This window comes from Bacteroidia bacterium (genome assembly GCA_040880525.1).
Lineage (GTDB): Bacteria > Bacteroidota > Bacteroidia > CAILMK01 > JBBDIG01 > JBBDIG01.
Genome location: JBBDIG010000038.1, coordinates 26231 through 49573 on the forward strand (window position 1 = coordinate 26231; position 23343 = coordinate 49573).

Genomic DNA, 23343 nt, shown 5'->3' on the forward strand with positions numbered 1-23343 from the left:
TTTAGCTAAAAAATTTTTAGAAAAATGAAATTTATTTGGAAATCTTTCAAAATGATGATGTTAGGAAATGACCGGGAAGCCTGGTCATTGGAAAATTTCAGAATTAATGTTCTGAAAGGTGTGCTCATAGGAGGTATGCTCATGGTGGTTCCTCATATTTCACTTGCCCAGGTACATGCTCCCACACAAATGCTGGATACGTTGTTTAAAGAACGGGAGAAGGTTTATAGCAAAGCCAAAGATATTTACGAGCAAAATAATGCGCTCTTTGGTGGAAAGGCAAAACGTGACCTTATAGAAGCCATAGAAGAACTGAAACGTGTAGTAGCGATCGACAACAAAATTGTACTGGAGGTAGAACGGCTGCGGTTTACGAATGAGTTTGAACGTTTCAGTGCAGAAGGAGAGATGCTGGAAAGCATGCAGCGTGTAGAGGAACTGGAACAGGCGAACTTGCAGCTTCAGGATAAACTTACGGAACAAAAGGCACAGCTTCTGGAAACGCAGAATCAACTGGCTAGCGGGAAGCAGAGTCGCGTGATGCAGGGTTTTCTGATTGTATTGCTATTCCTGTCAAATGGTGTGTTCATTTATTTGTTCTTTAGAACAAAGAAGCGCCCGGAAGGAGAAGCAGAATTGGAATAATGGCTCAATTATTTTAATAATGTCATTATCTTACAGGTATGCACAAATACAATAATTTCCTGGCGTTGCGTTAAAAAACTACAGCGATTATTCCTGATGCGGTTACTTCTCATATTATTCTTCGTTTTTATAACCTCACAGCTCTGGGCCGCAAAACCCCTGTCCAGCCAGATCAGGGCTAAGGAGGTGCTGGTACCGACTTATCAAATGGGGACGACAGAACATGAAGTGGTCCTGAGAATGAGCTATGCCCGGCCTGAGATTCACAATCCGAAGGCTTGGCAAAATGATGATAAACAGAAGGTGGTATACGAGATTGATCTGGTATTTACCAGGTATCCTCATAAAAAAATGGACTGGATCACGAATTATGATACCCTGCTGGAGGACCGCCTGAAAGCAATCCAGGCCCTTGATCCTACCTTAGTGCGAAATCGCTTTATCCGTTGGAATTTTGTGCTCCAAACCAGTTGCGAAACAGAACCGAAGGCCATGCAAATGTTTCATGGTGTAGTATTTAAATATTTTTTACGTGATGATATGAAGAGGGTTCCGGGAGAGCGAAAGGATATGACTGAAGCACGGGACATCGCCTACGGATATCGTCCGATGAGGGATTCCACCGCGTTTCATGTTTTTAGCCGGAACAGCCAATGGAAGGATATGGTGGTCGTGAGCGACTGGACGGGAAGTATGTATCAATATGGCTCGCAGATTCTGTCATGGCACAGGATTAATGAAAAGAGCAGCGGGATAAAATCCTTTATGTTTTTTAATGATGGCGATAAAATGCCGGATTATGAAAAGCGGAATATGAAGATGGTAGGCGGTATATATACAAGCCAGGGAACTACTGTGGATGCGGTATTGGAAACGATGGCTACCGTCATGAAAAACGGAGATGGTGGCGATTCGCCCGAAAATGATATGGAAGCACTGCTGAAGGCGGTAGAGAATAATAAAGATGCTGGCGAAATCGTGCTAATAGCAGATAATAACAGCAGCGTACGGGATATATACCTTGTGAAAAAGATGAACCGCCCGGTACGGATTATTTTATGCGGCACCAAAGGCCGCTTTATTCACCCTGATTACATGACATTGGCCTACTTTACGAATGGATCTATCCATACGATAGATCGCGATCTCAATGAACTTCATGTATTGGCCCAAGGTGAAAACGTACGCTATGGCGGCTATAAATACGTGCTGCAAAGTGGGAAGATACTGATGCTAAGGGATTAGATGGCTAAGGGTATTGGATCACAATGCTATTGAGCCGGTTTTAGCTCTTAACCCAATTCTGCTGAAGAACTTATTCAAATTATAAATTGATTCCACTGCCAATGCTCCAGAAATCACCTGCCATTTCGTGGTCTTCCATTATCTGGTTCTGTTTCTTCATATAGCTGATATCTATAAACAAATCTCCGTCTAAGAAACTCACACCTAAGCTTATTCGTACAAAAGGCGCAATTAACCGGAAACTACGGATGGTGTGGATTTCTACTTCCTGCCCATGCAGTTCCAGCTTGTCTGATAGCAAGATAGACAGGCCAAGATCAGCAGAGAGAAAAGGCGCGATCGCTTTTTTGCTGAACGGCAATCTGGAAGAAACATAAAATGGAATATCATTTAATTTATAACGAAATGAATCCTGTTCTATAGCCAGCGAACTAAAACCGGCACCCAATCCCGTTGGTGCCCAGCGATTTCTCTTGTAATAGCTCATGCTGAATTCAAATCCTGAGAGCAACGGAGATCCGCCTGGATTGAGAACGAGGTTCCCCCGAAAGCTTTGAAAATCCTTAATTTCATTTTTCGGATGATTTTCAGAATCCTGAGCCTGAACTCCGGAAGCTAAGAGCATTGCGAAAATGAGTAGTCCTGGGTATAATCTCATTTTTTATAGAATTAATGAATTTTGGATAAGGCAAGGTATTTATTTTTTTGGACCCGGTTAAAATTTTGGACTTCAAAATCCAGAGATCCCTATTCCTGTTTGACCTTTCTTTTATAGAAGATAAACCCATTTTTAGAGCTGATCCGCTCGATATTCGGATTTTCCTCTAATGCGCTATTCCTGTTGACCTTGGAAATTACGTACACGTCTTTGTCCACATCTCCATGCAGGAGCCATTCTTTATCATGGCGATTTGGGTTTTGTCCCGGCTGCAATTGTCCATAGAAATAGTGCGTATAAGTGCGATAGCCGTGCGGAATTATATAAGCATCTTCTGCTGCTTTGCTTTCGAGAAATTCAATTGCGGCTCTCTGGGAATAGGCTTCTATGCGGCCAATAAAGAATATCAGCGTGAGCATTACAAATACCGGCATTCCACCAAAAAGCAACATGAGGCCACGCCCAATGTAGTCACGGCTAAGGTTCCAGAGCGAGAGCGCCAGCACCAGAAAAAGCAGCACTCCGGGCAGTATCTCAAAACCGGTCCAGTTAACTGCTGCATCAAGGTTGGCCACCGCAAACGGATCCTTGATGAGCGGCTTGAGTGTTTCTACGTTCATACCCAGGAAAGGAAGTGCAATTATTATAATAATGTATAACCCTCCAATGATGCTCAACATAACTTTCATCCAGCGCGCAAACGTAAGCTGCCGCGCCACAAGCCGCTCTATTACCAGCGCAGCCAGGAAAGTCAGAGGAAAGTAGCTCAGAGAAGAATAATGAACGATCTTGCTTTTAACTATGGTAAACAGGATAAGTACGACCCAGAATAATATTTTCATCCATAGGCTGAAATCCTGCTGATAATGGTGGGAAGGAGCCGGCATTTTAAAGAAGCCACGCAACGCAAAAACCGAAGCCGGGAAGCAGCCAATCAGCAGCACCACGAAATGATAGCCTGGAAAGCCTGCGTGCCCCGCATCAGGTGTGCTAAAAAGCCGGTATTGGTAGCGCACAAATTCTGTGACATACCAGGGACCGTTCTTCAACGTCTCAATGCCGAACCAGACAAGTGTTACAGCCGCGGCTATTATACTGAATATCAGGAAGTGGTGCGGACCAACAAAAAGCCTGAAGCGTTGGAATATCCAGTAAACAATGAAAACCAGGCAAATAATGAGGAAGGCAACCGGTCCTTTGGTAAGAATTGCAAGCCCTGCAAAAATGCCCGCTGCCATCAGGTAGAGCCATTTATTTTGCAGTAACAGAATCTGCGGCTGGTTTTCCTTTTTCCAGAAGAAGAGGATGAAGAAGTAAATTCCTAAAAAGATGAAGAGGTTAAATACGGGGTCAATAATTCCGGATTTAAAATAAAGAAATGGGAGAACACTGCCCAGGTAAACTCCGGCCCATATAAATCCGAATGTTGAACTATAAAGCTTGCTTCCAATGTTGTACAGGATCACCAGCGTAAGGATGCCGCAAACCGCATTAGGAAAACGGGCGGCAAATTCATTAATCCCGAAAAGCTTCATTGACAGCACCTGGAGCCAAAAGAAGAAAGGCGGCTTTTCCCAGAACGGCTGAAAATTGATGGTAATGTGCAGGTAATCCTCGTTGATTATCATTTCACGACTTACCTCAGCAAAGTTTATTTCGTCCCAGTCAAACAGGTGGACACCCCCCAGAAACGGGATAAAAAATATAGCACCCAATGCCGCAAAGAGAAGTGAATATTTAAGCCGGTTCATTGTGTTTATAGATTCAAATTACCAACCGCGCAAACTTACAGAATGAGCAAGGATAGGAAACGCCACTTCATTTCTGCGGCAATAATTTCCAGGTAAAAGAGATCACAGATCATTTGGAGAAATTATTGCAAAGTTGAATGCGTCAAGACCATGATACAAACAGTCATTCACATATTTTTAGCACTCCTGATTTTCCTGTCAACCACAGGTGTGGCGGTTATACGCCATTTCTGCCATGACCATCTCAGGACGGTATCCGTAATGGTGGATACCGAGGCATGTGAAATGGACAAAACATCAGCGGTGCCCACGTGCCATTCCGGCAAACCGATGAGTTGCTGCGACAAAGCTCAGGATGAACCGCTTCTTAAAGATCATGATTGCTGCTCCACACAAACCGTTTTTCTTAAACTCCCTGAAGAATTTCAGCTTCAAAAAAGCAATGAAATGCAGGTGCCCGGAGCCGCACTTTTCAGCCTGCCGGTATTTGTGAGTACTGTTGGCTTCACTGCTGATTTGCATTCACATCTTGCCACATTAATTCATTCCCCACCTCTTTTTACTGATATCCCGGTTCTTACGGGATCCTTTCTTTTATAGCATTTAATGATGACCATTACTCAATCTGCACTTGGGTTGAGGATCTCCACGTTGTCCTTAACAGGGACTTCAAATTTTCGATTCATCATTAAATACTTTAGAAATGAAAAGCATATATCAATTCTTATTTGGCTGCGCAATTTTCGCGTTTAGCCTTTCAGCCTGTAGCGCCACTAAATCTGGCGGAGGCAAATTCCAACAAGCTCGCTTTGCAGTAAAAGGGATCTGCAAAATGTGTGAAGAGCGAATAGAGGAAGCCGCTCTGGTTCGCGGAGTGCAAACTGCCGAGTGGAATATCAATACAGATACATTGACCATTCGCTACAATCCCGCGATTATAACGGAAATGGAAATACAGCAAAAGGTAGCTGATGCCGGTCATGACACGCAGGACATAAAAGCTTCCAGCGAAAAGTACGAGGAACTTCCTCTTTGCTGCCGTTATCATGAATTAGAAAAACATTGATAGCGATGACAATATTTAAATATTTCAGAAAGGGCTGTTTGCTCCTCGTGCTGCTTCTCTGGGGAGTCAATGCCCACTCCCAGGAAAAGGTAACCGGCATTGTTCTCGGCCTCGCGGTAGATGGGACCGAAGAACCATTGCCCGGTGCAAACGTGCATTGGCTAAACACCACGACAGGTACCATTACCGGGACAGATGGAAGCTTTGGGTTGGAACTGGTTGAGACCACTGATCAATTGGTGATAAGTTACACAGGATATTCTCCCGATACCGTGAAGGCCGTTCCAGGCAAGGAGATGAAAATATTGCTGCATCAGGGTCAGCATTTAAAAGCGGCAGAGATTGAGGAAAGCGTAAATGCTACGCGCCTCAGCTATTTCGATGTGCGACAAACGCAGGTAATGTCAGAACAGGAATTGTTCAAGGCCGCCTGTTGTAATCTCTCAGAAAGTTTTGAGACGAATCCTTCGGTTGACGTTTCATACTCTGATGCTGTGACGGGAACCCGGCAGATCCAAATGTTGGGGCTGGCTGGGCCTTATTCACAAGTGATGCAGGAACAAATGCCCGGAGTGCGGGGCCTGCAGCAATACCAGGGAATGTCATTCGTACCGGGCTCTTGGATCAGTTCCATCCATGTGGGAAAGGGAACGGGTTCTGTAGTTCACGGATTTGAAAGCATAGCCGGTCAGATCAATGTGGAGTTGCGGCAACCCTCTGATCCGGACAGGCTCTTCCTCAATGGATATGGAAATCAGGATGGACGGGGTGAATTTAATTTGATTACCACACAAAGGATTTCTCCTAAAACCGCAACGACAACACTATTGCATGCCAGCGCACGACCTTTTACTATAGATGGCAATAGCGATGGTTTTGCAGATAATCCTACAGGGGAGCAGTTTAATGCCATCAACCGATGGAAATTTCATGGCAATAAAGGTTGGGAAGGACAATTTGGCGTGCGAGGTTTCTATGACAATAAGATCGCAGGCCAGGTAACCTTTGATCCTGAGCGGGATGAAGGAACTCTGAATGCCTATGGCGTGGGAATTACTTCCCGGCAGGGCGGCCTTTGGGCCAAAACAGGAAAAGTATTTTCTGCGAATCCCTTTAAAAGTGTTGGATTTCAGTTTTCCCTAAATCACTTTGACCAGGACGCATATTATGGCCTACGAGAATATACTGCACAGCAGCAAAGTATTTACGCTAATGTCATTTATCAGAATATTATTTCTTCTTCTGATCACCTCATTCGGGGTGGAGTCAGTTTTATGGGAGATCGTTATGAAGAACAACTGATTTCTCCCACGCAGGATTCTGTTCAATTTGACCGGAATGAACTCATTCCCGGGGCATTTGCTGAATACACGTGGTCGCGTGATGTACAGACTTCGGTAGTTGCCGGACTGCGGGCAGATTATCACAACTTGTTCGGCTTGTTCCTGACGCCTCGTTTGCATGCCCGTTATGCTATTACGGAACAGACGGTACTTCGCCTTTCTGGAGGCAAGGGTTGGCGCGTATCTAATCCGGTTGCAGAGAATCAATCCGTGCTGGCTACCTCCCGTGAACTATATTTTTTGCCATCTAATGAAATGGAAGCCTGGAATCTGGAGCCGGAAGAAGCCTGGAATGCCGGTATCAGCCTGAGTCGTGATTTCCGGTTCAACTATCAGAATGGTACTGTGGTGCTGGATTATTACTACACCTACTTTACCAACCAGGTGATCATGGATTTGGATGCGGATGTACGGAAGGCGATATTTTACAATCTGGATGGGAAAAGTTTCAGCCACAGCCTTCAGGCGCAGATTGACTATGAACTGGTGAAGAACCTGGACCTGCGGCTTGCCTATCGCTGGCTTGATGTGAAGACAGCATACCGTTGGAACGGCTTGCTGGATAAACCATTAATTTCAAACCACCGAGCTTTTGCAAACCTTGCCTATGAAACGAAGAACAGATGGAAGTTTGACTACACGGTAAAATGGGACGGGTCAAAGCGAATTCCTTCCACAGAAGACAATCCGGCAGCCTATCAGAGAAGCTCTGAGTCGCCTGATTTTTTTACGATGAATGCACAGGTGACTAAGACTTTCAGCAAAAAATTCGATGCCTATCTTGGTATGGAAAATATCACGAACTTCAGGCAGGAATCACCCATTATTGCGGCTGATCAGCCCTTTAGTCCCTATTTCGACAGCTCCCTGATTTGGGGACCCGTATTCGGGAGAATGACCTATGTAGGCTTCAGGCTTAGACTTCCCCATCCTGAAATGGCTGATGGCAATAAGCCGTAGCGGTGTATATGAGGTGTCTTTTAATGATGGAAAGAGCTTGTCAATAGCCCTTTTCCTTTGGTTCATTTGGTCCTTGAAGTGAAAAAAAATCTGGGAAATTCTTTTCTAAACCAATTCTGCCCTTATATTTGGCCGAATAAATCATTTAAAACAAATAAAATTTACCCATGAAAAATTTTGCTAAAGTGCTTATGTGTGCAGCCGTTTTAAGTTTCGGCCTTTCCTTTACATCTTGTAAAAAGTGTACTAATTGTACTATTCAGGATAGTGATGGCAATATTGTGACTGGTTGGGATGATGCGGAAGCCTGTGGAAGTAAGGATGAAATTGAAGATTTCGAGGCTAATTGTGAATCCATCAGCACGACTACTGGAGGCGGTTATACCTGCAGCTGCGATTAAAGCATTTTTCTTATTTTTAGAAGCCAGTTCCAGATCAGTTTGGACTGGCTTTTTTTGGTTAAAATCCAGAATGCGTTTCGCTAAATTGGCCGTTTCTGGACTGATATGACAGGTATATCAACTGAATGATCTGGTTTAAAACCGGGTTGGGTAATTCTGTAAAAGCTTTAATGCCTTTGTATGTTCATAAAACTTGGACGGCTTATTAAGCGGATCGTGGTAGGTTTTTTCGTCATTTCCATAGGCTTGGTTGTCATCTATCGTTTTGTACCACCCCCGGTTACACCCTTAATGATCACAAGGTTATTTGACCAGGCCGCAAATGACCAGCCTCTTCGCCTTTCCAAGGATTGGAAGCCTCTCGAAAAAATGTCGACTGCTTTACCACAGGCGGTTATAGCCGCAGAAGACCAGCGGTTTCTGGAACATTGGGGGTTTGATATCCAGGCCATTCAAAAGGCTATTGAGGAAAGGGAAAAACGAAAAAGAGTGCGTGGTGCAAGTACCATCAGCCAGCAGGTCGCCAAAAATGTATTCCTGTGGCAGGGCCGTTCCTGGATCAGGAAGGGATTCGAGGTATACTTCACCGTTTTGATAGAGTTGATATGGCCCAAACGAAGGATCATTGAAATATATCTGAACGTGGCTGAAATGGGCAATGGGATTTACGGAGCAGAAATGGCCGCCAATACTTATTTCAACCGAGCGGCAAAGGATGTCAGCACTGCCCAGGCAGCACTGCTTGCAGCTATTCTTCCCAGCCCCCTGAGATATTCTGCTACGAATCCATCACCCTACATTCGCGATCGCCAGGCCTGGATCATGGGCCAGATGCGGAACCTCGGTCCGCTGGATCTTGCCGGTGCTTCTGAAAAGAATTAGTAGAAAGGTGGAAGTATTGCTAAACGATTATTTCTGAAGGGCCAGATGGGATAAACTGACATCTGTATACAGCTTTGATGGGTGAAACATCAGAATAATTTCGATCCCGGAATATCGCCACGTTACCGTCTCTTTCATAGAAAAAGACTTTTTGCTTTTAACGGGCCGGGCGTAGAGATTGGTAATTCTGTTTCGCAAGTGCTCAAAATCTTCATACGTGCTGCCAAATCTCATCTTTACCGCACAGAGTTTATCGTTGCAAAACCCCATTGCAGCAATTTCAGCCCGGTAGCCCATAAATAGCATCCGCCTGGGCTTTGTATACAGGTACCTGACAAATTTTTCTTCATCTTTCGGCTTTTCAAGTTGCTCCTGAAAAAGGCTGATGTCTTCACCAAACTTTATCATACCGGAGTTCACCAGTTCTACCATGTCAAACTCCTGACTTTTTACCTGGCCTGAACTCAGGATCATGAAAAGGAGCAGACTCCCTGAGACAATGCACCTTTTCAGCGTTTTAGCAAAATGTTTAAACCCCGAAAAAGAAAAATTGACTTCTAATATTCTCCTTTGAAAAAAGTTACCGATCACGTATTATTTCTGTTCTTTCAGATTATGACTGTAATTCTTTTTTAGTTTTTGGAGTTTGGGGGAAATTACAATATGACAGTATGGCTGCATACTGTTCTGAGCGTAATAATTCTGGTGATAATTTTCAGCGCGGTAGTAGGAGGTCAGAGGTTCAATTGCCGTAACAATGGGTTTATCGAAGATTATGCGCTCCGTCAGTTCCTGCATTTTTGCTTCGGCTTGCTGCTTTTGCTGCTCGTTATGGTAAAAAATAACTGAGCGGTATTGCGGTCCGGCATCGGCTCCCTGCCGATTCAGGGTAGTGGGATCGTGCGTGTGCCAAAATATATCAAGCAATTCCTCAAAGGTTATCTCTGAAGGATCAAATGCTACCCGCGCAACTTCTGCATGGCCTGTGGCACCGCTGCTTACCTGCTCATAGGTTGGATTTTCTTCCTTGCCGCCTGCATAGCCTGCTTCCACGTGCTTCACGCCCCGTAATTGCCGAAGCAATGCATCAATACACCAAAAGCATCCTGCACCTAATGTGGCCAGCTCTGTTGGGTTTTCTTCCTGTCCGGACATTAATATTAAGTTTAAGCGAAACCTTTAAAATTAAAAAGTAAATAAAAAAGTGGCTGGTGCAGGTATGACCTGGATCGGAGAAAATTAACCGATAATATGATCCCGTACCTTGGGACCTGCTTGTCTTTCCTGATCCAGGAGTTTTAGCAGATAGTCGCCATAGCCGCTGTTTAATAACGGAGTAGCTACTTTGCCCAGTTGTTCGCTGTCAATAAACCCTTTCCTGAAGGCAATTTCCTCAATGCATCCAATCTTAAGTCCCTGCCGTTCTTCAATTACCTGTACGAACTGGGCGGCCTGCATCAGTGAATCGAAGGTGCCGGTATCGAGCCAGGCGGTTCCGCGGCTGAGTACCTGAACCTTCAGCTTTTCCTGCTTCAGATATTCCTTATTTACATCCGTGATCTCATATTCTCCACGAGCCGAAGGTTCCAGATTTCTTGCAATATCTATGACGGAATTATCATAAAAATATAAGCCTGGAACGGCAAAATTAGATTTAGGCTGCTTCGGTTTTTCTTCAATACTGAGTGCTTTGAATTTCTCATCAAATTCCACAACTCCATAGCGCTCTGGGTCCGAAACATGGTAGGCGAAAATAATCCCCCCCTTTGGATCAATATCGCTCAGTACATCAGCCATTCTGAAGCCATAAAAGATATTGTCGCCTAGTATCAGTGCAGCCTGATCATTTCCGATAAAATCCGCACCGATGGTAAATGCCTGCGCCAGCCCCTTTGGTTCAGGCTGCTCTGCATATTGAAAGTTCATTCCCAGATGGCTGCCATCCTTCAAAAGTTTTTCAAAATTTGGCAGGTCGTGAGGCGTGGAAATAATCAAAATGTCCCGAATTCCCGCCAGCATAAGCGTGGATAGCGGGTAATAGATCATCGGCTTGTCATAAAGCGGCATCAGTTGTTTGCTAATGCTGATCGTCAAAGGATACAGCCTTGTTCCTGAGCCTCCTGCTAAAATAATCCCCTTCATTTTAGTTTTGATTTTATTATTTTATGTGGTGTTTTAAAATTTTAGATTAAAAAGATCGAATGGGGAAGATGCATTTTATTTGGACGCGTATTGTTTTTCATAATATTCCTGGTATTTCCCTGATGTTACATGGTTTAACCATTCTTCATTTTTCAAGTACCATTTTACGGTTTTTTCCAGACCTTCTTCAAAATCCAGGCTTTGGGTCCAGCCCAGTTCACCCTTTAGCTTTCCGCAATCTATGGCGTAGCGCTTATCGTGGCCAGGGCGGTCCGTTACGAAAGTGATCAGCTCTGCGGATTCGCCAGGCTTGCGGCCCAGCTTTTCATCCATCACCTCACACAGCATTCTTACGAGCTTAATATTTTTCCATTCATTTTCACCTCCAATATTGTAGGTTTCACCGTTTCTGCCTTTGTGAAAAATTACATCAATGGCGCTTACATGGTCTTCCACGTATAGCCAGTCGCGTATATTTTCACCTTTGCCATAAACCGGTAGTGGCTTTTTATCCCTTATGTTATGTATCATTAATGGAATAAGCTTTTCCGGAAATTGAAAAGGGCCGTAGTTATTAGAGCAGTTGGAAATAACCACCGGCATGTGAAAAGTATGGTGGTAAGCCCTCACCAAATGATCGCTGCTTGCTTTTGAAGCAGAATAAGGAGAGCGTGGATCATAAGCCGTTGTTTCATAAAAATAGCCTTCATCCCCTAGCGATCCGTATACTTCATCTGTAGAAATATGGTAAAAGAGATTTTTTCCGTTAGCTGCGGTTTTCATGTCCCAGATTTCCCGTGCAGCATTCAGCAGGTTTAATGTTCCTATGATATTGGTATAAATAAATGCATTAGGATCTGAAATACTGCGGTCCACGTGACTCTCAGCAGCGAGATGAATCACTGAATCAAATTGATGCTCATGGAAAAGCCGCGTAATAAATTCGGCATCCGCAATGTCACCTTTTATAAACTGGTAATTTTCTTTGTTCTCAATATCCTTCAGATTTTCAAGGTTTCCGGCATAGGTCAGCAGGTCAAGATTAATGATTTGATAGTGAGGAAATTTCTTCACAAAATGCCGTACCACATGCGACCCGATAAACCCAGCTCCCCCGGTGATCAATATTTTTCTTTCCAAATTCATTTTTCTTCTTTTTCAGTTAATGCAAGATGTTTTTCCCAGTTCCAGGCTGTGGAAACCATGTCGGCCAGATCGAGTTCTGCTTTCCAGCCAAGTTCCTTATTGGCAAACTCTGTATCTGCATATACAGCTATCACATCTCCTTTTCTGCGAGTGCCAATTTCGTAGTTCAGTTTTTGGCCGGTCACTTTTTCAAAAGTTTTTATCGTTTCCAATACAGAATATCCTTTTCCAGTACCAAGATTAAATATTTCATAATTGCTTTTTTGCCGCGCATTGAGCATTCGTTCCAGTGCCACGACATGAGCATTGGCCAGGTCTGCCACGTGAATATAATCGCGGATGCAGGTGCCGTCCGGAGTGGGATAATCATCGCCATAAACCGTGATCTTGTTCCGCTTGCCAATCGCAGTCTGCGTAATCAGCGGCATCAGGTTGTTGGGCGTGCCGATGGGCAATTCGCCAATCAACGCTGAAGGATGGGCCCCGGTGGGGTTAAAGTAGCGGAGCGAAACGCAATTAAGAGCGCTGGCGCGACAGGTATCGGCCAGAATATCTTCTGCCATTTTCTTCGTATTTCCATAAGGAGATTCCGCTTTTTTTACCGGAGCATTTTCTGAAACCGGCAATGAATCCGGTTCTCCATATACGGTGCAGGAGGAGGAGAAGACAATATGCTGAATCTGATTGTCTGCCATTAATTCCAGAAGATTCAACAAGGAAACCAGGTTGTTGCGATAATACAGCAATGGATTTTCCACTGATTCGCCCACCGCCTTTAACGCAGCAAAGTGGATGACAGCCTTTATATCAGGATGTTCTGCAAATAAAAGGGCAAGTTCTTCCTTATTCTGCAGATCAGTTTTGGAAAAAAAAGGATTCTTGTGAGTAATGGCTGCAATGCCAGCCAGCACATTCTCATGGCTGTTGCTCAGGTTATCAGCAATTACCACTTCATAACCGTTATTCAATAATTCCACGGCTGTGTGGGAACCGATAAAACCTGTACCTCCTGTTACTAAAACCTTTATTGTCAAAGCCCCTGATCGTTTTTCAGTGCTCTTGCTGCACCTGTGTCAATTTTTCCTTTTTCAACTGCTTCCTGAAATATTCCAGCGTTATGTCAAGCCCTTCTTTCCTGGATACTGTTGGTTGCCAACCGAAGAGCTTTTGAGCCAGTGTGATGTCAGGCTTGCGTTGTTGGGGATCATTTATCGGCAAGGGTTCATAAATTAATTTTGAGCCCGCACGGGTCAGTTTCAGAATTTCCTCGGCAAATTCTTTAATTGTAATTTCATCAGGATTTCCAATGTTTACCGGATAAAAGTATTCTGAATGCAGCAACCGGTAAATGCCTTCAATCATGTCATCCACATAGCAGAAAGAGCGGGTTTGGCTGCCATCGCCATATACGGTAATGGGTTCCTCCCGCAAAGCCTGGCTGATGAAAGTCGGCAAAGCCCGCCCATCGTCCAGTCGCATTCGGGGTCCATAAACGTTGAATATCCGGATAATGCGCACATCCAGCCCATGAAAATTATGGTATGCCATGGTCATAGCCTCCTGGAATCTTTTGGCCTCATCATACACTCCGCGCGGCCCGACCGGATTCACGTTGCCCCAATATTCCTCCGTTTGCGGATGCACTTCCGGATCTCCATACACCTCTGAAGTGGAGGCCACAAGGATCCTGGCTTTCTTTGCTTTGGCAAGGCCCAACAGGTTGTGGGTTCCCAGGGAGCCGACCTTGAGAGTTTGTATCGGCATCTTCAAATAATCTATGGGGCTGGCCGGAGATGCGAAATGCAGAATGTAATCAAGATCACCCGGCACGTGTACAAACTTTGAAACATCGTGATGGTAGAACTCGAAGTTTTCCAGTTTGAACAGGTGAGAAATATTTTCGAGGTTTCCGGTGATCAGGTTGTCCATCCCGATAACTTTATAACCTTCTTTAATGAACCGGTCACTAAGATGCGATCCCAGAAAGCCTGCCGCTCCGGTAATTAATATCCTGGGTTGTGTTGAGTCCTTCATAATTTTTTATCTGGATATTTTTTCAGACACATCCATTTTGCGTCCTATGCTCTGATACGTAAAACCATTTTCTTTCATTATTCCAGGTTCGAATAAATTGCGACCATCAAAAATCACTTTACCGGCCATCAGGCTGCCCATTTTATCGAAGTCAGGAGTGCGGAAAACCGCCCATTCTGTAGCAATGATGAGAGCATCGGCTCCTTCAAGGGCTTCATACTGATTCTCAGCATAAGTGATATCATCGCCCAGCACTCTTTTCACGTTCTCCATCGCTTCAGGGTCAAAGGCCTGGACTTTAGCGCCTTCCTTCAATAATTCCTTTATCAGGTACAGAGCCGGGGCTTCCCGGATGTCATCAGTGTTGGGTTTAAAGGCAAGGCCCCAGAGTGCAAACGTTTTCCCGCTGAGATGCCCGTCAAAATGCTCACTGATCCTGGGCATCAGGATGGTTTTCTGGCGTTCGTTCACCTCCATCACCGAATTCAGGATCTTAAAATCGTATTGGTTATCTCTGGCCGTTTTCTCCAGCGCCTGCACGTCTTTTGGAAAGCAGCTTCCGCCATAGCCAATGCCTGAGAAAAGGAAACGGTTTCCAATGCGATTGTCCGAACCGATCCCGATGCGAATAGCGTCTACATTTGCGCCTACTCGTTCGCAGAGATTGGCTATCTCATTCATAAAAGTAATCTTGGTAGCGAGAAAAGCATTTGCAGCATATTTTGTCATTTCTGCACTACGTTCATCCATAAAAAGAATGGGGTTTCCCTGCCGCACGAAAGGCTTATAGATCTGCTCCATAATTTTACGCGCTCGTTCTGAGGTAGTTCCGATCACCACGCGGTCAGGTTTCATAAAGTCATCCACAGCAACGCCTTCGCGCAGGAATTCAGGATTGGCCACCACGTCAAATTCCACTGTTGCGTTGGCTGCAATGGCATCTCTCACCTTGTCAGCAGTCCCCACAGGAACGGTGCTTTTGTCAACAATCACGGTGTAGCTCGTCAGCAGATGTCCCAGCTTATTCGCAACATCCAATACATATTGAAGATCGGCAGAGCCATCTTCGCCAGGCGGGGTGGGGAGTGCAAGAAAAATGATACTGGCATCTTTAATTCCTTCCTGCAAAGCAGTGGTGAAATTTATACGTCCCTGTTTCAGGTTTCTTTCAAAAAGGAATTCAAGACCCGGTTCATAGATCGTAAGCTTGCCATTGGTCAGCTTATCAACTTTCTCCTTGTCTATATCTATACAAGTGACATCGTTTCCCATTTCAGAAAAACAGATACCGCTTACCAGTCCAACATAACCGGTACCGATAATAGTAATCTTCATTTTTTGTAAATCTTATTGGTTGAAAAATTTATTAACTGTTTTGGCAATATATTCCAGTTGTTGCTCACTAAGTTCCGTGTGCATCGGCAGGGAGATCACACTCTGGCAGAGGCTTTTAGATACCTCCAGCTTTTGCGTATCAAACCGGGCATCCTGATAAGGCTGCTGCTTGTGCAGCGGAAAAGGATAATACACCTTATTTGGAATATTATTTTGATCAAGAAATTTCATCAGCGCGCCCCTGTCCGTATTTTTTAACTTTAAAGTATACTGATGAAAAATATGAGTTGAATCCTGATTCCTGGCAGGTGTAATCAGTTCAGGAATATTCTTAAATGCTGAATCATAAAAGTCTGCCGCTTTTCGCCTGGCGGCATTGTAGCGATCCAGGTGTGGCAACTTCACATTCAGGATGGCTGCTTGTATCGTATCCAGGCGGGAGTTCACACCAATCGTATCATAATGATAAGCGCTTCCCTGGCCATGATTCGCCATTTGGCTGATTTTCGCTGCAAGTTCCTCATCATCTGTAAAAAGGGCGCCTCCATCTCCGAAGCATCCTAAATTCTTGGATGGAAAAAAGGAAGTGCAACCAATCTGGCCAATTGTACCTGCTTTTTTCACGGAGCCATCCGCAAGGGTATATTCCGCACCGGTAGCCTGTGCCGTATCTTCAATTACATAAAGATCATGGCGTTTTGCAATTTCCATGATCGCGTTCATGTCCGCACATTGCCCAAACAGATGGACGGGGATAATGGCTTTGGTTTTATCTGAAATTGCCTCCTCAATTCGCGCGGGATCAATCGTAAAGGTATCAGGATCCACATCCACAATGACGGGTCTGAAACCCAAAAGCTTCACTACTTCTACAGTTGCGATAAAGGTAAAATCCGGAGTGATCACTTCAGCACCCGGAGGCAGTTCAAGCGCCATCAGGGCCAGTTGAAGAGCATCGGTTCCGTTTGCACACCCGATGGCGTGTTTTGTATTGAGGTATTTTGCGAGTGATCTTTCAAATTCCTTAACATCAGGACCTTTGATAAATGCGGTAGTGTCAAGAACGTGAGAAATGGCAGTATCTATTTCTCCTTTTATATTGAGGTATTGCCCGTGAAGATCCACCATTGTGAGTGGCTGCATATTATGTCCTGAATAATGATTTAAAGTGTAGTAAGCTTCTCAAAAAGAAGTTGCAAATATAAAGTAATTTTGCCTTCAATACAGGCAAAAATAGTTTTCAAAAGTATCATTATGTTAAGAAATTATATTTTTTTCTCCTGGCTGTTTATGGCTGTTTTCTCCCTTCCTGTATTGGCTCAGCGTACAGGTCAGGAATCCCCAATGTCGCTTTCTCTTATTGGTATTCAGTACACTTATAATTTTCCGTATGAGGATTTGGATGACCGGTTCGGACCCATTTCCGCGATAGGAGGTTCCTATACTTTTAAGCACAACTCTAACTTTTATATTTCCGGGGAATATAATTTTTTGTTTAATGGAAACGTCAGGGAAAACCCGGTAAGCAACATCGCTTCACCCTCAACGGGTTTGCTTATTGATGGCGATGGGCGTTTCGATTTAATGGAGCTGCAGTTGCGGGGCACAATGGTTCAGGCTAAAATCGGCAAAATATTTCCCGTAGCCGGACCAAATGCGAATTCAGGCATTGCAGTAGCAGCCGGTGCCGGATTCATGGAGCATAGGATCCATTTTAATACCCGCAGTGATAAACTGCCGCAACTGGAGGGAGAATACAAAAAGGGATATGATCGCCTCACCAACGGATGGCTGCTCAGCCAGTCCATCGGCTATTTTCATCTCAGCAATAGTGGCTTCGTGAATTTCCAGGCAAGCATTGAAATTACGGAAGGTTTTACACAGAACAGACGCGACTGGGACAATCAATTAATGCGCAGGCTGGACGAACCCCGGCTGGACCTGATGGCCGGGCTGAGGCTTACGTGGTATATTCCGCTTTATAAACGCTCCGGATCTACTCAGTTCTATTGATGCTACGTGCAATAGCAATATTTTTTTCCCTGATCCTCAATCAGGCATCAAACTGAAGTTTTCCCTGCTCAACCTGACATGTGATCAAAGATTCTGATGACTGTTCTCTATCGAATATTTCTGCAACTATATTTATTTGCTATCCGGATGGCAGCGCTTCGAAATGAAAAAGCGCGAAAGTGGCTGCGGGGCAAAAAATCATCGTGGCAGGAATTAGTTGATTTCGATGCGTTTGGCGGCAGCTTATGGGTGCATTGCAGTTCTCTTGGCGAATTTGAGCAGGGCCGTCCGCTTATTGAAAAGCTCAAAATAGCCTATCCTCATCTTCCGCTGGTGCTTACTTTTTTTTCTCCATCAGGATATGATGTGCGGAAAAATTATCCTTTGGCCGATAGGGTCATCCATCTTCCCCTGGACGCTCCGGGAAATGCCGAAAAGCTGGTTTCACTTATAAAGCCCAGGTTAGCTCTGTTTATCAAATATGATTTCTGGTATTACTACTTCAGGGAGCTGAGTTCCCGGGGCGTGCCGTTGCTGCTCGTCTCGGCAGTTTTTCGTCCTTCGCAGCCATTCTTCCGGGTTTATGGCGGGTTGCACAGAAAGATGCTCCGGTATGTACGCCACTTCTTTGTGCAAGATCAAAATTCAGGTCAATTGCTGCAATCGCTCGGCTACTCCAATTTTACCGTGATTCCTGACACACGAATTGACCGTGTATTTGAAATAGCGCAAACGGTGAAGGAATTTCCGGAAATTGAAAAATGGACAGGAGGCGAGGCCGTGCTTATTGGCGGCAGTACCTATCAAATGGAAGAAGAGATGATCTTGCGATTGCTGGAAGAAAAAGTCTGGACAGGAAAAGTGATCATCGCTCCCCACCACACCGGGCAGAAAAACCTGGGAAAGGTGGAAAGTCTCTTTAAAGGTGTGGTAGTTCGTTACAGTCGTTTGAATCAGGAGCCTGACACCGGTCAGCGAATATTGCTCATTGATAATGTGGGGATGCTTTCTTCTCTGTATAAAATCGCTGCTGTTGCTTTTATCGGTGGCGGGTTTGGATACAGCATCCACAATATCCTGGAGCCGGCAGCTTTCGGACTGCCCATACTTTTTGGCCCGAATCATCACAGGTTTCATGAAGCCACTACGCTTATAAAAACCGGTGGCGCATTTGAAGTTAAAACCTATCAGGGTGTTCGGGAAAAAATCCTTTTCCTGAAAACCGAAGAAAACCGCAAAGCAGCAGGAGAAGCCGCTTTGAATTTTATTATTAAAAACAGGGGAGGAACGGAGCAGGTGATGAGCTTTATCAGGCAACAAATTGAATTGTAGCCTTCTAATTCAAAAGATCAGATTCGTGTCAGTTGCTCAATAATTTGCGCATGTTGAGGAAATGTTGCGGTCAGCTCTCCTCTGTCAGCCAGTTCAAAATCAGCAAAGTCGAAACCGGGCGATACGGTGCAGCCAGTGAGCGAAAAGGAATCTGCATCTTTTACCGAAGAGGCAAACCAGCAACCGGCAGGCACCACGAATTGAGGAAGCTCGCCAACCTCAAAATCCAGCCCTACATCCTGTGGCCGGTACTCACCATTGGGGTAAATAACATGAATGCGAATCGCTGAGCCCTGATAGAAATGCCAAATTTCATCCTGCTTTATCCGGTGGAAAGCAGAAAAATTTTCGGAAGTGAGCAGAAAGTAAATGCTTGTAGAATAATTCCTGCTGCCGCTGAATTGCGGACCTAAGGCCTGCTGAGGGATATTTCCCAGGCTGCGATAGACTTCTCGATAAAAACCGCCTTCGGGGTGCGGCAAAAGCTGAAGCCACTCAATAATCGTCCGGATTTCCATCAGATATTCAAATTTTAAATCGCCAATTCTACTTTGTATTCTTTTGAAAGTTCAGATAAACCTTCCACAACTTTTGGGTGCAGGGGAATTCCCTTTGCCATACGTGTTGCTTCATGTGCTGCTTCCGGTTCTCCGGGAATCAGGACCCGTTCCACCCCCGGTGCGGGCTTTGATTTTTTGATATGCTCAATCCATATATCCATCGAAGTTTTGAAATCCTCAACCGGCCGGAAAGCATCAATGCGCCAGGCACCCACAAAATGGCCTAATCCCTGGCCCACCTCTTCGCGATGTACATCAAGAAAAGATACGAAGGGCGGAACCCACTGGCCAAAGTTTGCTCCGGACAATACCCCGCTGAATATATCAACCCAGCCACCCAGTGCATATCCTTTATAGCTGCTATGCAACAGATCTCCACCCAGCGGCAGCAATGTCCCTCCATCCTTGAGTTCATCAGGATTATTTGATGGCAGGCCCTCCCGCGTCTGAACCCATCCCTCCGGAATATTTCCGCCCTTGCGCTGCGCAATTTCCAGTTTGCCATTGGCTGCCACAGTGGTGGACATATCTATTATAACAGGTGGAAATTTTCCTGCGGGAATCGTAACACATACCGGGTTCGTTCCGAACAGGGGTGTGATCCCTCCGGCTGGCGAAACCAACGGACTTGCATTGGTCAGCACAAAGCCAATCATATTATGCTTCAGCGCCTTTTCGGCATGGGCTACGGCAACGCCAAAATGCGAGGAATTTTTTACCGCTACCCATCCGGAGCCCACCGCTCTGGCTTTTTCAATGGCTATATCCATCGCTTCTCCGGCTATCACGAGGCCAATTCCCTTGTTACCATCGGCCAGAGCGGTGCCAGGCGTTTCGTGCACAATGGCCGTTTCAGCGTCTGGCAGAATCCGGCCCTGCTTTATCAGCCTTACATATCCCGGCAGCCGTGCTACTCCATGCGAATCAATGCCGCGCAGATCTGCACGCTGAAGCACCGTGGCTGCGATCGTGGCCTTGTTGTCATTAAATCCGGCAGACAGGAAAATATGACGTGTAAAATCCAGGAGTTTATCAGGATCAGCAAAATATATTTCTGAGTTCATTTGAGAAAAATCTAATGGTAGATTGAAAATGCGTCACCAACCGGAAGCAAGTACATCCGCAATATGAAGTGATCGCAACTTCAGGTTCTTATTACGAATGTAGCCGTCCAGATGCAGCAGGCAGCTATGGTCGGTTGATATCAGATATTCGGCACCGGTTTCAAGGGCGTGGGTTACTTTCTGCTCGGCCATCGCCACAGAAATGGATTCAAATTTTACGGCAAAGGTGCCTCCGAATCCGCAGCATGTTTCCACCTCATTCATCTCCACAAGTTCCAGTCCTTGCACATTTGCCAGCAACTTCCGCGGGGCTGCTTTAATTCCGCATTCGCGAAGGGCGCTGCAGGAATCGTGGTAGGTAGCTTTGCCGGGAAGCGAAGCACCGAGATCCTCCACCTTCAGCACCTTTACCAGGAATTCGGAAAGCTCATAGATGTTGCTCTGCAATTGTTTGCACTGGTTGTGTCTTGATGAATTCTTGAACAGATCAGTATAATAGCTCCGTACCATGCCCACGCACGAAGCAGAAGGAGCCACCACAAAATGATTGCTGCTGAATTCTTCGAGAAATTTTAGTGCAACCTCACGTGCTGCTTTTTTGTGGCCTGCATTGAAAGCGGGTTGTCCACAGCAGGTTTGCTCCGGGTTGTAGTGCGTTTTACAGCCGGCTTTCCGCAAAACCCTGATCATGTTAAAGGCGGTTTCCGGAAATAATTGATCTACGAAGCACGGGATAAAGATGTTAGCGGTCACAAGTACTTTTTATAATGATTCCATATACCGGATACCGTTTTGAGGCAGCCGGTAAAAACGCTCGCAAAGATGCAAGAATCAATGAAGGATTGAATACACCTGAACAAAGCCCGGGAAATTTTAGCGCTCTTGTGTTTTCCACAGTGTTTAGAATAAGACTATTTTTTATCTTTCTAATTTATGGTTCTACTATGAATATTATGGAATGTATATAACCGCCAACTAAATCTCCCAATGGGCGCTTGTTCAATGCCCTGCTCCGTAGCTAAAAAGCAAAATACCAGAACATTTGAGCGCCTTTCTAATATTATACAGAAGAATCAAATTTAGAATTGAATACTAATATTTTAAAATTTAATAAATAAATGCTAATAATTAAAAGAATTAAAAAATCATCCGTTTTGAACAGTTTTAGTTTTAATCATCAATTCCGCTTTCTTCCTGGTAGGAATCATAATCTGTATTTACTTTCCAAAGGTTATGATTTTTATTATAAATAATATTATCAGCAGCCAGCAATCCCATTAATATACTATGATCCTGGTTGTTGTATTTAAATGCACCGTACCTGCCAATTACCTGCAAAGGTTTTACATTGTTAATATGATCAATTACGGGCTGGAGAATGGTTTTGTACCCGGTTAAATAAATTGGATAGCAATTGGGAACGCGCTCAATATGCCAGTCAACCACTTTATTTCCTTTGTTTAGCCCGGTCATGTTCAATTCCTTAATGGCCATTTCTGCAATTTTACTGTCATCGCGGCTCCATATCTCATCTTCAAAATTGCACCAATATTCCAGAGAAAGCACGGTTCCTTCCAGGTCTCCGTACAGGCCGGGCGACCAATTTCTGAAGTTGGTTATGCGTCCTGTATTCAGTTCGGGAGCATGGATATACAGCCAGTTATCGGGAAAAAGAGATTTTCCTTCCACAAGCAGGTAAACCAGAATCGTGTTGCGGAATTTCAATTTATCAGCAGCCTCCAATGCAGCCTGAGGCGCTCCTGGCAAGGATTTTATAAGCCGCGTCAGAGGCATACTGGAAATCACATGATCATATTCTTTCTCCTGATGATCCGCAAATCCTAACTTCATTTTGTCATCATCTACGCTCAATACTTTAGTGAGCGGTTGTCCTAAATGTATTTTCCCGCCCTGCTCCACAATTTTTGCCGCAATGTTTTTATAGATCATGCCCGTGCCGTGCTGTGGATAGGCAAAATTATCAACGAGGGTTTTATGCTTGCGTGCATTTACTAGCCCTAATCCATTCTTGATGGCCTCTGCCAGAGAAAATTGTTTAATTCGCTGTGCAGCAAAATCTACATCAATTTCAGTACACTTCACGCCCCAAAGTTTCTCTGAGTAGGTTTTGAAAAACATCTCAAAAAGTTGCTCTCCAAATTTGTGGCTCACCCATTCTTCAAAATTTTCCGGGTTTTTATTTGGCTTTATCTGGCCTAATAAAAAACTATTTAAAATAGCAGCCGATTTTATAAAACCCGTTTTTCTGAGCACTTCTAAAATTTTAACAGGATAATTATAAAATTGCTTATTATAATATATTCTCGTTAAACGATTGACCAAATGGTAATCATTTCCGGCCATTGAAAACCAGAAGTCATTTACCATTTTGTTGTTACTGAAAAAACGGTGGGGACCCAGGTCCACTTCATAATCCCAAAGCTTTAGAGTTCTGCACATGCCTCCAACATGTTCGCTGGCTTCATACACATCCACCGGGTAGCCGGCTTTGGTAAGCCGGCAGGCTGCAGTAAGCCCTGCCGGGCCGGCTCCGATAACGGCAATTTTCTTCATCTTTTATAATCGCTATTTGATCAGATAAAATTTTAAATAAATATTTGAAACTTAAAAAAAACGGCAAAATTACAACTTTCCGTCCTTCTATTGATATTTGGCAGACGGTGCATCGGGAAATTCAGTGAAAAAATATTTAATGGAAAAGAGCCCTACACACCCCAGGTATCGTTCATTAACCATTTACATCAA

General features: G+C 44.5%; 23 protein-coding genes. 9 read left to right on the forward strand and 14 right to left on the reverse strand.

Annotated features, from left to right (window positions below; all coding sequences use genetic code 11):
• Nucleotides 1-24 precede the first annotated feature (24 nt).
• Both WD077_11060 and WD077_11065 read left to right on the forward strand, forming a co-directional pair.
• On the forward strand, nucleotides 25-645 hold the full coding sequence (locus tag WD077_11060; protein MEX0967768.1) for a hypothetical protein: 621 nt from the start codon (nucleotides 25-27) through the stop codon (nucleotides 643-645).
• A 96-nt stretch (nucleotides 646-741) separates the two neighbouring features.
• Entirely contained in the window at nucleotides 742-1890 is a 1149-nt protein-coding gene (locus WD077_11065) for a hypothetical protein (GenBank protein MEX0967769.1), read from the forward strand.
• Between the two features lie 79 nt (nucleotides 1891-1969).
• Here WD077_11065 and WD077_11070 read toward each other — a convergent pair whose 3' ends face one another.
• Both WD077_11070 and WD077_11075 read right to left on the reverse strand, forming a co-directional pair.
• The gene (locus tag WD077_11070; protein MEX0967770.1) at nucleotides 1970-2548 is read right to left on the reverse strand and encodes a hypothetical protein; all 579 of its coding nucleotides are present in this window, start codon (nucleotides 2546-2548) and stop codon (nucleotides 1970-1972) included.
• Between the two features lie 89 nt (nucleotides 2549-2637).
• On the reverse strand, nucleotides 2638-4299 hold the full coding sequence (locus tag WD077_11075; protein MEX0967771.1) for a glycosyltransferase family 39 protein: 1662 nt from the start codon (nucleotides 4297-4299) through the stop codon (nucleotides 2638-2640).
• Between the two features lie 150 nt (nucleotides 4300-4449).
• Here WD077_11075 and WD077_11080 point away from each other — a divergent pair, with 150 nt between their 5' ends.
• From WD077_11080 to mtgA, 5 genes are all read left to right on the forward strand, one after another.
• Entirely contained in the window at nucleotides 4450-4899 is a 450-nt protein-coding gene (locus WD077_11080) for a hypothetical protein (GenBank protein ID MEX0967772.1), read from the forward strand.
• Nucleotides 4900-5002: 103 nt separating this feature from the next.
• On the forward strand, nucleotides 5003-5365 hold the full coding sequence (locus tag WD077_11085; GenBank protein MEX0967773.1) for a heavy metal-associated domain-containing protein: 363 nt from the start codon (nucleotides 5003-5005) through the stop codon (nucleotides 5363-5365).
• A 5-nt stretch (nucleotides 5366-5370) separates the two neighbouring features.
• Entirely contained in the window at nucleotides 5371-7668 is a 2298-nt protein-coding gene (locus WD077_11090; protein ID MEX0967774.1) for a carboxypeptidase-like regulatory domain-containing protein, read from the forward strand.
• Nucleotides 7669-7835: 167 nt separating this feature from the next.
• Nucleotides 7836-8069 (forward strand): hypothetical protein, encoded by a 234-nt coding sequence (locus WD077_11095; protein MEX0967775.1) that lies wholly within the window; start codon nucleotides 7836-7838, stop codon nucleotides 8067-8069.
• Nucleotides 8070-8249: 180 nt separating this feature from the next.
• The gene (gene mtgA, locus WD077_11100) at nucleotides 8250-8951 is read left to right on the forward strand and encodes a monofunctional biosynthetic peptidoglycan transglycosylase (protein ID MEX0967776.1); all 702 of its coding nucleotides are present in this window, start codon (nucleotides 8250-8252) and stop codon (nucleotides 8949-8951) included.
• 27 nt (nucleotides 8952-8978) lie between these two features.
• On the opposite strand, the gene WD077_11105 is transcribed toward mtgA, so the two are convergent.
• The 8 genes from WD077_11105 to WD077_11140 form a co-directional block, all read right to left on the reverse strand.
• Nucleotides 8979-9383: a hypothetical protein gene (locus tag WD077_11105; GenBank protein MEX0967777.1), complete on the reverse strand. Its 405-nt coding sequence runs from the start codon at nucleotides 9381-9383 to the stop codon at nucleotides 8979-8981.
• Nucleotides 9384-9545: 162 nt separating this feature from the next.
• Nucleotides 9546-10106: a peptide-methionine (S)-S-oxide reductase MsrA gene (gene msrA, locus WD077_11110; GenBank protein ID MEX0967778.1), complete on the reverse strand. Its 561-nt coding sequence runs from the start codon at nucleotides 10104-10106 to the stop codon at nucleotides 9546-9548.
• Between the two features lie 84 nt (nucleotides 10107-10190).
• The gene (rfbA, locus tag WD077_11115; protein MEX0967779.1) at nucleotides 10191-11093 is read right to left on the reverse strand and encodes a glucose-1-phosphate thymidylyltransferase RfbA; all 903 of its coding nucleotides are present in this window, start codon (nucleotides 11091-11093) and stop codon (nucleotides 10191-10193) included.
• 75 nt (nucleotides 11094-11168) lie between these two features.
• Complete coding sequence (gene rfbB / locus WD077_11120) at nucleotides 11169-12233, reverse strand: dTDP-glucose 4,6-dehydratase (GenBank protein MEX0967780.1); 1065 nt, start codon at nucleotides 12231-12233, stop codon at nucleotides 11169-11171.
• Between the two features lie 2 nt (nucleotides 12234-12235).
• Complete coding sequence (gene galE / locus WD077_11125) at nucleotides 12236-13273, reverse strand: UDP-glucose 4-epimerase GalE (GenBank protein MEX0967781.1); 1038 nt, start codon at nucleotides 13271-13273, stop codon at nucleotides 12236-12238.
• A gap of 16 nt (nucleotides 13274-13289) precedes the next feature.
• Nucleotides 13290-14273: a UDP-glucuronic acid decarboxylase family protein gene (locus WD077_11130; GenBank protein ID MEX0967782.1), complete on the reverse strand. Its 984-nt coding sequence runs from the start codon at nucleotides 14271-14273 to the stop codon at nucleotides 13290-13292.
• Between the two features lie 6 nt (nucleotides 14274-14279).
• Entirely contained in the window at nucleotides 14280-15608 is a 1329-nt protein-coding gene (locus WD077_11135; protein MEX0967783.1) for a UDP-glucose/GDP-mannose dehydrogenase family protein, read from the reverse strand.
• Between the two features lie 12 nt (nucleotides 15609-15620).
• Nucleotides 15621-16751: a DegT/DnrJ/EryC1/StrS family aminotransferase gene (locus tag WD077_11140; GenBank protein MEX0967784.1), complete on the reverse strand. Its 1131-nt coding sequence runs from the start codon at nucleotides 16749-16751 to the stop codon at nucleotides 15621-15623.
• Between the two features lie 111 nt (nucleotides 16752-16862).
• Between WD077_11140 and WD077_11145 the strand changes: the two genes are divergently transcribed.
• Both WD077_11145 and WD077_11150 read left to right on the forward strand, forming a co-directional pair.
• The gene (locus WD077_11145) at nucleotides 16863-17621 is read left to right on the forward strand and encodes a hypothetical protein (protein ID MEX0967785.1); all 759 of its coding nucleotides are present in this window, start codon (nucleotides 16863-16865) and stop codon (nucleotides 17619-17621) included.
• Between the two features lie 96 nt (nucleotides 17622-17717).
• A complete protein-coding gene (locus tag WD077_11150) occupies nucleotides 17718-18953 on the forward strand; it encodes a glycosyltransferase N-terminal domain-containing protein (GenBank protein ID MEX0967786.1) in 1236 nt (411 codons plus the stop codon).
• Between the two features lie 17 nt (nucleotides 18954-18970).
• Here WD077_11150 and WD077_11155 read toward each other — a convergent pair whose 3' ends face one another.
• From WD077_11155 to WD077_11170, 4 genes are all read right to left on the reverse strand, one after another.
• Entirely contained in the window at nucleotides 18971-19471 is a 501-nt protein-coding gene (locus WD077_11155) for a cupin domain-containing protein (protein ID MEX0967787.1), read from the reverse strand.
• Nucleotides 19472-19485: 14 nt separating this feature from the next.
• Nucleotides 19486-20577, reverse strand: coding sequence for an Ldh family oxidoreductase (locus WD077_11160; GenBank protein ID MEX0967788.1), 1092 nt, complete (start codon nucleotides 20575-20577; stop codon nucleotides 19486-19488).
• Nucleotides 20578-20610: 33 nt separating this feature from the next.
• Nucleotides 20611-21330 carry a (Fe-S)-binding protein gene (locus WD077_11165; GenBank protein MEX0967789.1) on the reverse strand — a complete coding sequence of 240 codons (720 nt, stop codon included), beginning with the start codon at nucleotides 21328-21330 and terminating at the stop codon, nucleotides 20611-20613.
• Between the two features lie 417 nt (nucleotides 21331-21747).
• Nucleotides 21748-23151 (reverse strand): FAD-dependent oxidoreductase, encoded by a 1404-nt coding sequence (locus WD077_11170; protein ID MEX0967790.1) that lies wholly within the window; start codon nucleotides 23149-23151, stop codon nucleotides 21748-21750.
• Nucleotides 23152-23343: the final 192 nt, after the last annotated feature.

Coding starts and splice junctions, on each gene's coding strand:
- WD077_11060 (MEX0967768.1), top strand. CDS start 25: ATGAAATTTATTTGGAAATCTTTCAAAATGATGATGTTAGGAAATGAC.
- WD077_11065 (MEX0967769.1), top strand. CDS start 742: ATGCGGTTACTTCTCATATTATTCTTCGTTTTTATAACCTCACAGCTC.
- WD077_11070 (MEX0967770.1), bottom strand. CDS start 2,548: ATGAGATTATACCCAGGACTACTCATTTTCGCAATGCTCTTAGCTTCC.
- WD077_11075 (MEX0967771.1), bottom strand. CDS start 4,299: ATGAACCGGCTTAAATATTCACTTCTCTTTGCGGCATTGGGTGCTATA.
- WD077_11080 (MEX0967772.1), top strand. CDS start 4,450: ATGATACAAACAGTCATTCACATATTTTTAGCACTCCTGATTTTCCTG.
- WD077_11085 (MEX0967773.1), top strand. CDS start 5,003: ATGAAAAGCATATATCAATTCTTATTTGGCTGCGCAATTTTCGCGTTT.
- WD077_11090 (MEX0967774.1), top strand. CDS start 5,371: ATGACAATATTTAAATATTTCAGAAAGGGCTGTTTGCTCCTCGTGCTG.
- WD077_11095 (MEX0967775.1), top strand. CDS start 7,836: ATGAAAAATTTTGCTAAAGTGCTTATGTGTGCAGCCGTTTTAAGTTTC.
- mtgA (MEX0967776.1), top strand. CDS start 8,250: ATGTTCATAAAACTTGGACGGCTTATTAAGCGGATCGTGGTAGGTTTT.
- WD077_11105 (MEX0967777.1), bottom strand. CDS start 9,383: ATGGTAGAACTGGTGAACTCCGGTATGATAAAGTTTGGTGAAGACATC.
- msrA (MEX0967778.1), bottom strand. CDS start 10,106: ATGTCCGGACAGGAAGAAAACCCAACAGAGCTGGCCACATTAGGTGCA.
- rfbA (MEX0967779.1), bottom strand. CDS start 11,093: ATGAAGGGGATTATTTTAGCAGGAGGCTCAGGAACAAGGCTGTATCCT.
- WD077_11130 (MEX0967782.1), bottom strand. CDS start 14,273: ATGAAGGACTCAACACAACCCAGGATATTAATTACCGGAGCGGCAGGC.
- WD077_11135 (MEX0967783.1), bottom strand. CDS start 15,608: ATGAAGATTACTATTATCGGTACCGGTTATGTTGGACTGGTAAGCGGT.
- WD077_11140 (MEX0967784.1), bottom strand. CDS start 16,751: ATGCAGCCACTCACAATGGTGGATCTTCACGGGCAATACCTCAATATA.
- WD077_11145 (MEX0967785.1), top strand. CDS start 16,863: ATGTTAAGAAATTATATTTTTTTCTCCTGGCTGTTTATGGCTGTTTTC.
- WD077_11150 (MEX0967786.1), top strand. CDS start 17,718: ATGACTGTTCTCTATCGAATATTTCTGCAACTATATTTATTTGCTATC.
- WD077_11155 (MEX0967787.1), bottom strand. CDS start 19,471: ATGGAAATCCGGACGATTATTGAGTGGCTTCAGCTTTTGCCGCACCCC.
- WD077_11160 (MEX0967788.1), bottom strand. CDS start 20,577: ATGAACTCAGAAATATATTTTGCTGATCCTGATAAACTCCTGGATTTT.
- WD077_11170 (MEX0967790.1), bottom strand. CDS start 23,151: ATGAAGAAAATTGCCGTTATCGGAGCCGGCCCGGCAGGGCTTACTGCA.